Origin of the sequence: Rothia nasimurium (assembly GCF_928381705.1) — a bacterium.
Classification (GTDB): domain Bacteria; phylum Actinomycetota; class Actinomycetes; order Actinomycetales; family Micrococcaceae; genus Rothia; species Rothia nasimurium_G.
On record NZ_CAKMSR010000004.1, the window covers coordinates 145,583 to 157,585 of the forward strand.

At 63.3% G+C, this 12,003-nt stretch carries 13 protein-coding genes; 10 read left to right on the forward strand and 3 right to left on the reverse strand.

The annotated features are described in order from the left end of the window. Nucleotides 1–8 precede the first annotated feature (8 nt). The 3 genes from L6762_RS05025 (at nucleotide 9) to L6762_RS05035 (ending at nucleotide 3,140) form a co-directional block, all read left to right on the forward strand. Nucleotides 9–299 carry a DUF3039 domain-containing protein gene (locus tag L6762_RS05025; protein WP_237185876.1) on the forward strand — a complete coding sequence of 97 codons (291 nt, stop codon included), beginning with the start codon at nucleotides 9–11 and terminating at the stop codon, nucleotides 297–299. Between the two features lie 54 nt (nucleotides 300–353). After that, nucleotides 354–1,238, forward strand: a complete 885-nt coding sequence (locus tag L6762_RS05030; protein ID WP_237185877.1) for a hypothetical protein — start codon at nucleotides 354–356, stop codon at nucleotides 1,236–1,238. A gap of 114 nt (nucleotides 1,239–1,352) precedes the next feature. Further along, nucleotides 1,353–3,140: a DEAD/DEAH box helicase gene (locus L6762_RS05035; RefSeq protein ID WP_237185878.1), complete on the forward strand. Its 1,788-nt coding sequence runs from the start codon at nucleotides 1,353–1,355 to the stop codon at nucleotides 3,138–3,140. A 212-nt stretch (nucleotides 3,141–3,352) separates the two neighbouring features. Here the strand turns inward: L6762_RS05035 and L6762_RS05040 are convergent, their stop codons facing one another. Both L6762_RS05040 and L6762_RS05045 read right to left on the reverse strand, forming a co-directional pair. Then, entirely contained in the window at nucleotides 3,353–3,979 is a 627-nt protein-coding gene (locus L6762_RS05040; protein WP_237185879.1) for an isochorismatase family protein, read from the reverse strand. A gap of 19 nt (nucleotides 3,980–3,998) precedes the next feature. Beyond that, nucleotides 3,999–5,303: a nicotinate phosphoribosyltransferase gene (locus L6762_RS05045; RefSeq protein ID WP_272878683.1), complete on the reverse strand. Its 1,305-nt coding sequence runs from the start codon at nucleotides 5,301–5,303 to the stop codon at nucleotides 3,999–4,001. Between the two features lie 143 nt (nucleotides 5,304–5,446). On the opposite strand from L6762_RS05045, the gene clpS reads away from it, so the two are divergent. The 7 genes from clpS (at nucleotide 5,447) to L6762_RS05080 (ending at nucleotide 10,727) form a co-directional block, all read left to right on the forward strand. After that, a complete protein-coding gene (gene clpS / locus L6762_RS05050) occupies nucleotides 5,447–5,761 on the forward strand; it encodes an ATP-dependent Clp protease adapter ClpS (RefSeq protein ID WP_135013391.1) in 315 nt (104 codons plus the stop codon). A 4-nt stretch (nucleotides 5,762–5,765) separates the two neighbouring features. Beyond that, a complete protein-coding gene (locus tag L6762_RS05055; RefSeq protein WP_237185880.1) occupies nucleotides 5,766–6,347 on the forward strand; it encodes a DUF2017 domain-containing protein in 582 nt (193 codons plus the stop codon). Nucleotides 6,348–6,473: 126 nt separating this feature from the next. After that, a complete protein-coding gene (murI, locus tag L6762_RS05060; RefSeq protein WP_237185881.1) occupies nucleotides 6,474–7,442 on the forward strand; it encodes a glutamate racemase in 969 nt (322 codons plus the stop codon). A gap of 34 nt (nucleotides 7,443–7,476) precedes the next feature. Next, nucleotides 7,477–8,343, forward strand: coding sequence for an MBL fold metallo-hydrolase (locus tag L6762_RS05065; RefSeq protein ID WP_237185882.1), 867 nt, complete (start codon nucleotides 7,477–7,479; stop codon nucleotides 8,341–8,343). A gap of 111 nt (nucleotides 8,344–8,454) precedes the next feature. Next, nucleotides 8,455–9,192, forward strand: a complete 738-nt coding sequence (rph, locus tag L6762_RS05070) for a ribonuclease PH (protein ID WP_237185883.1) — start codon at nucleotides 8,455–8,457, stop codon at nucleotides 9,190–9,192. Further along, a complete protein-coding gene (gene rdgB, locus L6762_RS05075) occupies nucleotides 9,192–9,824 on the forward strand; it encodes an RdgB/HAM1 family non-canonical purine NTP pyrophosphatase (protein WP_237185884.1) in 633 nt (210 codons plus the stop codon). The genes rph and rdgB overlap by 1 nt, the downstream gene beginning before the upstream one ends. Before the next feature lie 21 nt (nucleotides 9,825–9,845). Then, a complete protein-coding gene (locus tag L6762_RS05080) occupies nucleotides 9,846–10,727 on the forward strand; it encodes a phosphotransferase (protein ID WP_237185885.1) in 882 nt (293 codons plus the stop codon). A 130-nt stretch (nucleotides 10,728–10,857) separates the two neighbouring features. Here the strand turns inward: L6762_RS05080 and L6762_RS05085 are convergent, their stop codons facing one another. Beyond that, nucleotides 10,858–12,003 carry an ADP-ribosylglycohydrolase family protein gene (locus L6762_RS05085; protein WP_237185886.1) on the reverse strand — a complete coding sequence of 382 codons (1,146 nt, stop codon included), beginning with the start codon at nucleotides 12,001–12,003 and terminating at the stop codon, nucleotides 10,858–10,860.

A 12,003-nucleotide genomic window follows, 5' to 3' on the forward strand; every position in this document is an offset into this window, starting at 1 on the left:
AAAACGGTATGTCATCGATTCCCGGCATTGAAGACCCCTTCCCCGAAACCGCCCACTCCGGCGGCACCGCCCTACTGGAACGCGAAGAAGTCCAGAACGTTGAACCCGGCGACCACGAACGCTTTGCCCACTACGTGCGCAAAGAAAAAATCATGGAGTCAGCCCTCACCGGCAAGCCCGTGCGCGCCCTCTGCGGGAAAAAGTGGACGCCCGGCCGCGACCCCGAAAAGTTCCCCGTCTGCCCCGAATGCAAGGAAATCTATGAAGGCCTTGCCCCCGGGGATAACGACCAAAACTAACACACAACACAATCACTGATACAGAAGCACCTCTCATAAGGAAACACACAACACATGACCCCACCCCAAACTTCCCGCCGTACCCTGGCGACTGCCGGGCTCTGGGCAGCACCCGTCGTCGCTGCCTCAGCCGTGGTACCCGCCTATGCTGCTAGCTCCAGCGTCACCGCCCCCACCCTGACCGTACGCTGGGGGCTTTTCTCCCAGGTCGTCATCGAGGACGCCAGCGCCGGCTACAACACCAACGTCGGCGTAGCCTCAACCTTCGGCGGTACCAGCAACACCAGCGGTGACGTGCAGTTTGACGACTCCACCGGCCTCATTACGGACGGCGCAACCGGCCTGGTTGCCAACGGTGAGGGTACCTTCACCCCCGGCGGTAGCCTGGGCGGCTTCAACTCCGGCACCTACGGCGGCACCGGCCTCTGGTTCTCCAGCCCCGAAGACACCACCGGAGCACCCGTAGCGGGCACCGCCATCCTCGCCGCGGGAGCCTCCTTCCGCCTGGACTACGTGGTCACCTTCCCCGACGGCTGGGACCCCTTCCCCATCGACAGCGCGCGTGACGGCGAAACCCGCCACCTGGTCAAGCAGAGCGGCGGCAGCGCCGTAACCGCCACCGGCGTCAACAGTGCCGAAATGACCGCAACCTACGGAGCGCAGACAACCAACGGCCAGCAGCAGACCGTGAGCGTCACCTACACCACTAATGAGACCATCACCCTCACCTCCGACGGCTCAAGCACCTCAACCCTGGCCCAGCTACTTCTCAGCCAGGCCCCGGTCTACTACGGGGACAACCCCGAAGCCGACTTCGAGGTCGTTCTGACCGTAGTCTCGGGCGCCATCGTTATCAACGCCACCGACGGCCGATCTGAGACCATCAACCTCGCCGGTCAGACCCTGACCAACCTGCTGCCTGCCCTGCCGGTAGCCTAGTCAACCAGACTCATCGAGAGATGACTCATAGCCCCATTCCCTCCCGAATGGGGCTAAACTTTTGTGGTGCCCAAAAACCTTGAGGGCAGCCACAGAGGGAAGGGAAGATACGAGATGAACGACAGCCAGCTACCACTCTTCGGCGAAGGTTCCAACCCGCCCCTGCCACCGGCCTACCCCGACCGCGCCGCCTGGGGAACCGCGCCTAAGCTCCGCGCCTGGCAGGCCGAGGCCATGACCAAGTATTTCACCGAGAACCCCCGCGACTTCATGGCCGTGGCAACCCCCGGTGCAGGTAAAACCACCTTCGCGCTCACCGTCGCCAAGGAACTCTTCAACCGCGGCACCATCAACCGCATGACCGTGGTTGCCCCCACCGACCACCTCAAACGCCAGTGGGCCGATGCTGCCGCCCGGGTTGGCATCTCCATCGACCCCAACTTCAAAAACTCCGACGGCACCATGGGACGCGGCTACCAGGGCGTCGCCCTCACCTACGCCCAGGTCGCCAACAAGCCCATGCTGCACCGGGCCCGCACCGAAAACGGCCGCACCCTGGTCATCATGGACGAAATCCACCACGCCGGCGACTCCCTCTCCTGGGGCGACGGCCTGCGCGAAGCCTTCGAACCGGCCACCCGCCGCCTAGCCCTGACAGGTACCCCCTTCCGCTCCGACACCGCTGCTATCCCCTTCGTCCAGTACGAGGAGGACGCCGACGGCATCCGCCGCTCAAAGTCCGACTACTCCTACGGCTACGGCCCTGCCCTCAAAGACCACGTCGTGCGCCCTGTCATCTTCATGGCATACTCGGGTCAGATGCGCTGGCGCACCTCCGCTGGCGAAGAAATGGCAGCCAACCTGGGGGAGGGCTTTACCAAGGACGTCACCGCCCAAGCCTGGCGCACCGCACTCAACCCCGACGGCGAATGGATCCCCACCGTACTCGCCGCCGCCGACAAACGCCTGACCGAAGTACGCCGCACCGTCCCCGACGCCGGCGGCCTCGTCATCGCCACCGACCACGCTGACGCCCGCGCCTACGCCAAACAGCTCCAAAAAATTACCGGCGAAAAACCCGCCCTCATTCTCTCCGACGACAAAGAAGCCTCCAACAACATCGAAGAGTTCTCCGCAGGTCTTTCCCGCTGGATGGTCGCCGTGCGCATGGTATCCGAAGGCGTGGACGTCCCCCGCCTAGCCGTCGGCGTCTACGCCACCTCAACCTCCACCCCCCTCTTCTTCGCCCAGGCCATCGGCCGCTTCGTGCGCTCGCGCAAACGCGGCGAAACTGCCTCGGTCTTCCTGCCCTCCGTACCCCAGCTCATGATGCTGGCCAACGAAATGGAAACCGAACGCGACCACGCCCTCGACCGCAAGGGGGCAAATGATGAAGTAGTAGACCCCCTCAACGAAGGTCTAGACGACCACCTCATCGAAGAAGCCAACAAAGAAGAAGTCGCTAGCGACCAGCTCACCCGCGGCAAATTCGAAGCCATCGGCTCCCAGGCCTCCTTCCACGGCGTCCTCTTCGACGGCGCCGAATTCTCCACCGGCGGCCTGGAAGTCGGCTCCGACGAAGAACAAGACTTCCTCGGCATCCCCGGCCTGCTCGACGCCGACCAGGTAGGCACCCTGCTCCGCGCCCGCCAAAAAGACCACGCCTCCCGCCGACCGGCGTCCGCCGCCCCCCAGGTTGTCGACCACCGCCAGCTCAAAGACCTGCGCAACAAGCTGGCTAAAAATGTTGCCGCCTGGGCAGCCCGCACCGGCAAACCCCACGGCTCAATCCACAACGAACTGCGCCGCATCTGCGGTGGACCCGCCGTTGCCCAGGCCTCAGCCGAACAGCTCCAGGCCCGCCTGGACAAGCTACAGGACTGGTTCGTGGGGCGTAAGTAGGTACTCTTGCCTGGGGCCAGTGGTTGTGGTGCCAGCAGGCACCCTTAAACGCCAGCCCCGAGCCAGCCTACTGGCACCACAACCACCGGCCCCCGTAGAGCAAGCCCCGAGCCAGCCTGCTAGCATCACAACCATCAGTCGCCGTAGACCCCAGCCCCGAGCCAGCCTGCTAGTACCACAAGCACAGCCACTAGAACATCAAATTTCCTGGGCTACAGCACCTCGGCGACCGTCACCCCGGCGTCCTCAAGCTCATCGCTCACCTCATCGAGGGCGTCCTCATCAACCGGAGCCGTCAAATCAAATAGCACGCGGGTCTCGTAGCCGGCATCCACCGCATCCAGGGCCGTAGCCTTGACGCAGTAATCGGTGGCAATACCCACCACATCAACATCGGTGATGTCACGCTCAGCTAGCCAGTCATCGAGAGAGACCTTGGGGGTATCATCCTTGACCGGGGCACCGGCCTCGCGCTCACCGGTCATCACCGTATCCTCGGGAGCCAGTAGACCCTCAAAGCCCGAGTAGGCAGCCTCAAACTCGCCCTTGCGGAAGTAGGCCTCGATGTAGTCGGTATCCAAGTCCTCGTGTAGCTCAGCCCCGCGGCTCTCCGCCTTACAGTGCACCGGCCAAGAGTCCTTGAAATCGGGGTTCTCGGAGAAGTGGGTGCCGGGGTCAACGTGCCAGTCCTGGGTGGCAACAATCGCCTCGTAGTCCCCGTGATGGTTCTCTACAAACTCGCTAATGAGGGCAGCAACCTCGGCGCCGCGCTCGGTAGCGAGTGAGCCACCGGCGCAAAAATCGTTCTGAACATCAACAATAATGAGTGCTTTTGACATCGTTTAAGTCCTTACCTATCTAGGAGATAAATTCTGTGGGAATGACCGGGTCGCCGGGGGAGAGGCGGGTGGCGGCTACCGGCAGCTCCGTGAGGGAGCGGGCATGACGCTCGGCAGCTCGGCGTACGCCCTCAGCCCCGGTAAAGCCGGGCTGGATCTGCCCGTTCACCACCAGGTCTACCATGAGGGGCCGGTCGTTGGAGTCAGCGGGGGCCTCAATATCGAGCCCCACCACTTCGGCTGTGGCGGTGCCGGTGGCATCAAGACGGCGGACGGCGGTTTTCTTGCCGCCCACAGATGCCTTACCCGAGGACGCCTTAGCGACAGGCTCCATCACTCCCTGGGAGTTCTCGCGCAGAACCACCTTATACACCATGGAGGAGGTAGGAACCCCGGAGCCGGTGACCAGCTTGGTGCCCACCCCGTAGGCGTTGACGGGGGCGGCAGCTAAGGACGCGATGGCGTACTCGTCCAGGTCACTGGTCACGGTAATCTTGGTGCCGGTGTTGCCCAGAGCATCGAGCTGCTCGCGCACCTTCTGGGCCTGGGCAACCAGGTCACCAGAATCCAGGCGGACGGCACCCAGCTCCTTTCCTGCCAGCTCAACGGCCAGGTTCACTGCCTTTTCAACATCGTAGGTGTCGACCAGCAGGGTAGTGCCCACCCCCAGAGAGGCTAGCTGAGCTTCAAAAGCCTGGCGCTCGGAGTCATGCAGCAGGGTGAAGGCGTGGGCGCTGGTGCCGACGGTGTGGAGCCCGTAGCGGCGTCCTGCCTCAAGGTTCGAGGTGGCGGTAAAGCCGGCAATGACGGCGGCGCGGGCGGCAGATACAGCAGCCTGCTCATGGGCCCGGCGGGAGCCCATCTCAAGGCAGGGGCGCTTGCCCGCTGCAACCGTCATGCGGGAGGCAGCGGTAGCGACGGCAGAGTCAAAGTTAAGGATGGAGAGAATAAAGGTCTCTAACAGGCAGGCCTCTGCAAAGGACGCCTCAACCTGCAAGACGGGGGAGTGGGGGAAGAAAACCTCACCCTCGGCATAGCCCCGGATAGAACCGGAAAAACGGAAGTTAGCAAGGTAATCCAAGGTCTGTTCGTTGATCACCTTACGGGAGGCTAAAAACTCCAGCTCTTCGGTGTCAAAGCGGAAGTTCTCTAGCCCCTCAAGCAACCTGCCGGTGCCTGCCAAGACGCCGTAGCGGCGTCCGCCCGAAAGCCTGCGGGTGAAAACCTCGAAGACGGTGCGCCGGTGGGCAGCACCTGAGGCTAGGGCAGCCTGCACCATGGTCAGCTCGTAGTGGTCGGTGAGGAGGGAAGTTTTTTGAGTCACGGGTATAACTTTATCCTTTTGACCGCGCCTAAGCCCAGCCCCACCGCCGCGGTCCTGCTTGCCCCGAAAGTGAACGAGCTAGGGTGCAGCGAAAGAAGAGCCCTATGATAGATAAGGTACAAATGACCTAAGGAGTACGCCCTATGCCTTCGGCTGCCTCAGCCACCGACACCCTGGCAGATCTTGAGCTCGATCTGGCCCTAGACGAGAGCACCCAGCTCAACCTGCCCTGGGCGGTCATTGTCTGGGACGACCCGGTTAACCTGATGAGCTTCGTGACCTATGTGCTGCGCACCCAGTTTGGCTACAGCACCGAAAAAGCCCACCAGCTCATGATGCAGGTGCACACCGAAGGTAAGGCCACCGTCTTTAGCGGCTCCAAAGAAGAAGCCGAACGGCATACCACCGCCCTGCATACCTGGGGACTGTGGGCAACCATCGAGCAAGCAGGTGCATAGTCTTATGGCTGAACCCTTTACCCCAACCTCCCGTGGCATTACCGCCCGCTTCACCCCTGAAGAGGTACAGGTGCTTACCCGCCTGTTTGAGGACGTCGCCCTGGCCCTGGAGCCGGAAGAAGACCCCAATGCTGACCCCCTGGCGGCCCTGGTGGGGATCTCTGAGACCGCCAGTGTGCCCAGTGACCCTGCTGTTGCCCGTATGCTGCCGGTAGCCAGCGACGATCCGGAAGTCGCTGATGAATACCGCCGCTTCACCGACCTTTCCCTACGCCGGGCCAAAATAGAACACCTCACCCAGGCCTCCATGGACCTGCAGGCCGGGGTTGTGCGGCTAGATACCGAGCGGGCCAATAGCTGGGCCGCTGCCCTCAACGACGTGCGCCTAACCCTAGGCACCCGTTTAGGGATTAACAGCGCTGAGGACGCCGACCGCATCGGCGAACACACCGACTGGGGCAGCGTAGAGAGCACCGAAGACTACATGGCCCTGCTCTACAACTTCGTTACCTGGCTGCAAGAAAGCCTCATGCAGAGCCTCCTACTGGGCTTGGACGACGCTGGGGCGGGGCCGTCCGCACCGTAAATAATCTTTCGTGACCGATTATGACGCCCCGCGCGGGCGCCGGGGCGTGATAGTCCACTCAAAAGCTGGTCGCTGCGATGGGCGCCCTACAGTTTTCTTCAACCTTTAGCTAATGTCAGGTGTGTAATGAGCGAAACCAACCCGAAACTCGTAACCCCCTGGGGTAGTCAGGTGCTTGCCGAACCCACCGCAAGCGCCCCCATTGGCGTGTTCGATTCGGGAGTGGGCGGCCTAACCGTTGCCCGCGCCATCATGGACCAGCTCCCGCACGAGTCGGTGATTTACGTGGGCGACACCGCCCACGGCCCCTACGGCCCTCTGACCATCGCCCAGGTGCGAGCCCACGCCCTGCGCATCATGGACGAGCTGGTGGACTCCGGGGTCAAGCTCCTGGTGATTGCCTGCAACACGGCGTCGGCCGCTGTGCTGAGGGACGCCCGCGAGCGCTACACCCGCAAGTACGGTATTCAGGTGGTTGAGGTTATCCAGCCCGCCGCCCGCCGAGCGGTGGCGGCAACCCGCAACCGTAAAATCGGTGTCATCGCCACCGAAGCTACCGTGACCTCCCGGGCCTATGAAGACACCTTCTCGGTCATGAGCGACCTTGAAATCTACTCTGTGGCCTGCCCCCGCTTCGTAGAGTTCGTTGAAAAGGGCATTACCAGCGGCCCTGAGCTCCTTGAGACTGCCGAAGAATACCTGGCTCCTCTCAAGGAGGCCGGGGTCGATACCCTGGTGCTGGGCTGTACCCACTACCCCCTGCTTACCGGCGTCATCTCCTACATCATGGGCGATGACGTTACCCTGGTATCGTCTTCGGAAGAGTCGGCTAAGGACGTCTACAAGGCTCTGCTAAGAGCTGGCCTAGAGCGCCCTGCCGCCCTGCCGCCCTCCCACGAATTCCTGGCCACCGGTGAAACCGAAACCTTCGAGCACTTAGCCCGCCGCTTCCTAGGGCCCGAGGTCGCCAAGGTACGCCATACCAACTCGGTGGCAGAACGATTCCCCACCGGCTCCCTGGCAGTCGTTCCTCCCGAACTCATCACCCAGACTGTTACCACCCCGCGCATTACCATCACCACAGACACTCCCTAACCCACAGACACACACAGAAGAAGGAAGGCCACTGATGCGATTGACCGTCATAGGCTGTACCGGTTCTTTCCCCGGGCCCAATGCAGCGGCCAGCTGCTACATGGTCTCGACTATTGATGACCTGGGAAAGACCTGGCGCATTATCGTCGATATGGGCAATGGCGCCCTGGGCACCCTTCAGACCCACATCAACCTCGAAGATATCGACGCCATCCTGATTTCTCACCTGCACCCCGACCACTGCATCGACCTCTCAGGGCTGCACGTAGCGGTCAAATGGAACCCCAACGGCTGGTCTAAGGGACCCATTCCCCTCTACGGGCCCAGCGATATTCACCAGTACCTGGTCAACACCCACGGCCTGCCCATCGAACCGGGCATGCACACCGAGTTTGAGTTCCATGAGTGGACCAACCACGCCGAGGTCAAAATCGGCCCCTTCACAGTGACCCCGCACGTGGTCGTACACCCCACCAAGGAGCCCTACGCCCTGCGCATCGAGTGTGAAACCGGTGAAGGCAAGACCGTGCTCACCTACTCCGGCGACACCGACTCCTGCATCGGCCTGATTGAAGCAGCCCGCGAGGCAGACCTTTTCCTCTGCGAAGCGGCCTACCAGGAGGGCCGCGACGACGCCCTGCGCGGCATCCACCTGACCGGCAAACGTGCCGGTGAAGCGGCAGCCGAGGCAGGCGTCCGCAATCTACTGCTCACCCACCTGCCCATCTGGAACGACCCCGCTATTGCCCTGGCCGAAGCCAAGAGCGTTTTTGACGGGCCGATATCGGTGGCTGAGGCCTCGGCAACCTACCGGGTCAACCCCCGCCGTAGCCCCGAGGAATATGCCAGCAACCCGCAGACCACCACCCTGAACGTCATTAGCCGCCACCAGGGGAGCTAGTTACCGCCCCTGCCCACAAGTAGCCAACGCAGACAACACGGGTGCAGAAAAGCGCCCGTGTTTTTGTGCGCCCCGGGCAACAGACGCTAGGCTGAAACCATGACAGAAAACATGGCAGCACCCACCCTACGCGGCGACGGCCGCACTCCCGACCAGCTCCGCCCCATCACCGTCACCCGCGGCTGGTCAAAGAACGCCGAAGGCTCGGCCCTGATTGAATTCGGCAACACCCGGGTGCTCTGCACCGCCTCACTGACCGAGGGCGTGCCCCGCTGGCTCAAGGGCCAGGGCACCGGCTGGGTCACCGCAGAATACGCCATGCTACCGCGCGCCACCAACACCCGTAACTCCCGTGAGTCGGTCAAGGGCAAGATTGGCGGCCGCACCCACGAAATTTCTCGACTGATTGGCCGCTCCCTGCGCGCCGTCATCGACACCGCTGAGCTGGGCGAGAACACCATCGTGCTCGACTGCGATGTGCTCCAGGCGGACGGCGGCACCCGCACCGCCGCTATCACCGGCGCCTACATTGCCCTGGCCGACGCCATCAAGTGGGCCCAGACCCAGGGCATTATCCCGGCCAAGGCTAAGCCCCTCACCGGCTCTGTTGCCGCAATTTCTGTGGGCATCATCGACGGCGTTCCCATGCTTGATCTGCCCTACGAAGAAGATGTGCGCGCCGAGACCGATATGAACGTGGTCGTCACCGGCGAAGGCAAGTTCGTTGAGGTTCAGGGAACCGCAGAGGGCGCCCCCTTCGACCGCGACGAACTGAACTCCCTGCTCGACTTGGCCCTGCACGGCACCGCGCAGCTAGCCCAGGTCCAGCGCGAAGCCCTGGAGGACTAATGCCCGCCAAAATCGTTCTTGCCACCCATAACCAGGGGAAACTGCGCGAGTTCCGCGAGATACTGCGCGGCGCTATCGAGGGGCTGGACGTTGACACCGAGGTGATCGACGCCGGTGCAGCAGGTGCCCCCGACGTCGTTGAAGACGGCGTCACTTTTGCCCAGAACTCCCTCTTGAAAGCCCGCGCGGTAGCTGCGGCTACCGGCCTGATTGCCATTGCCGACGACTCAGGCCTGTCGGTCGACGTGCTGGGCGGTGCCCCCGGCATTTTCAGCGCCCGCTGGGCCGGCCAGCACGGAGACGATGAAGCTAACCTCAACCTGCTCCTAGCGCAGCTTTCAGACATCGCCGATGAACACCGCCGCGCCCGCTTTGTCTGCGCCGCCTCGATGGTTACCCCCGAAGGTGTAGAGGCCGTGGAAGAGGGGGAGCTTGCCGGAACCCTGCTGCGCGAGCCCCGCGGTGAGGGCGGGTTCGGCTATGACCCGATCCTGGCAGCCGACGGTTTCACCGGCGAATATGCTGGCCTCTCCTGCGCCCAGGTGCCCGCCGATGTCAAGAATGCCATCAGCCACCGGAGCCAGGCTCTAGCCAAGCTTCTTCCCCACCTACAGGCCGCCCTGGCCCAGTAACAATCCTGTACGAGGTACCCTATGGCAGCGCACCTTACACTCATTGAACAGATGAAGGCTCTTCCCGTGGTCACGGCGGTGATGGAGCAAGCCGGTTTGAACATTCCCCGCGACCGCTGGGACATCCGGACCACCGGCTCTGCCCACATCATCGTCAACATGGGGGCGGAGCTGAGTGTGCGTATCGCCAAAACCCAGCAGACCGGGCACCTGGTAGCCCGCCGCACCGAGATCCTGCGGCGGCTACCCCAGGACCTTCCCTTTGCGGTACCCCGGCCTATCACCCGGGTTATCACCCGGAACGGCTTCACCGCTGTAGGGCTAACCTGGATTAAGGGGGAGCCTCGCCTGCAGGGTTCGGCCCCGCCCAAGCAGCTTGCCACCCTGGTCAAAGCTATCCACTCGGTAGATTTCAGCGGCTACGGGCCCTACCTTGACATGGTGCACGAGCACTGGGGCGGACGCGATAACTGGGAGGTGCTCCTGCGCGAGCAGGTCGTACCTCAGTTGCTCACCGGCGCCCAGAAGGTAGCTCACGCAGCCATAGATCGGGTACTGGCTCTGGAACCGGCCTCGCCGGTTCTCGTCCACGGCGACCTCGCCGGCCACAATATTCTCTGGAACGGCGACAAACTGGTCGGCGTTATCGACTGGGACCACGCCTCGGTAGGGGACGCAGCCGTTGACCACGCCGCCCTGGGTAACTTCTACGGCTGGGATTCCCTGGCCAAGGCACTGGATGATACCCAGCTGGAACGCGCCAAAATAGTGGCCCGCCTGCTACCGCTGCAGTCCCTGGCCTACACCATGCGCAACGGCATGGGCGGAGCTATCCAACGCCTGGCCGTGGAACGCGCCGACGAATGGTACCTGGACCACCGCACCGAGGTGCTTGCAGCTTAGGAACCCTAGCGAAAGAAGGGCAGGCAGGCTCACGCTCACTGCCGACCCTCTCGCTGGTTCGCTAGCGCTCACAAGCGATTCACGCCAGCCCCGCAGCCAGCAGTTTCGCTGCGAGCCTGCCTGCCCTTACCTACACCCCAAGCTGCTTGAACCAGGCTACCTCAACCAGGTTCAGGGCTTCTGCGGCATCGGTAGCAGGGGCGAGGTCTGCTGGGAAAGTATCGTCGCCCCAGAGTGCTCCGAGCAGGGAGCCGACCAGAGCCCCGATTGAATCTGAATCGCCGGTGACAGCAATTGCCGCGCCCAGGGCCTCCCTCACTGCCTGCTGCTGGTTCAGCTTCTCCGCAGCGACGTCCGCCTCTGCCCGCAGAGCTAAGAAGAGGGCGTAGCCGAGCACATCGGGGGCCACCAGGAGTTCGCCGAAGTGGGGGCAGGCGTCCGCCACCTGCGCTTCTTGCTGAGCCAGGCGGACGGCGGTGCCCAGCGCCGTGCGGGTGAGCGCGGCATCGCCGGGTAGGGCCTGGCTTTGCTCCACCGTGCCCAGCCAGTTCAGCACCTGCTGGGTGCATGCTTCAAGCACACCGGGGCGGGGAGCCTGCCCGGCGCCCTGGCTGGCGCTACCCAGCAGATAGCGAATGAGCAGGGCGTAGGCGCTCGCCGAGATGATGGCCTCGGGGTGGCCGTGGGTGAGGGCCGCGGCGTGGGCGGATAGCTTGATGACGGTAGCGTCATCGGCCACCGGCAGGTAACCGAAGGGGGCAGAGCGCATGAGCGCCCCGGTGCCCAGGGCCTGCGGGTTGATGTTCTTAGAGATAAACTGCATTTCCCCTGTGGCAAGGGCTGCCAGGGTGGCCTTGCCCGGGCCCCGCTGCTGGCGCATCACCTGAAGCGCATCGAGGGGGCGGGGGAGAGAATAGGGGGCGGTCTCGGGTACCGGGTGGCCGGTGCCGGTGTACCAGCGCAGGTAGGCTAGCCAGATGCAGGCCAGCTCGTCGGCTGCCTGGCCCTCGTTGTTCCACTCCAGTACCTCGGTGAGCCCGTCGAGGGTTGCCAGGGTGAGCTGGGTGTCGTCTGAAACCAGCAGGGGTTCCCGGGCGATAGCCGCGATAAGGTCGGCTCCTGTACGCCCACCCCAGCGCTCAGTAATCTGGTCTGCGGTGCTGGTCTCTAGGGGGTAGCCCAGGGCATCCCCCAGGGCGGTACCCAGCAGGGAGCCACGCAGGGCCGACCGGTAGGCGGGGGAGAGGGCATCGGGGGCAGGAAAAACAGAAGTCAT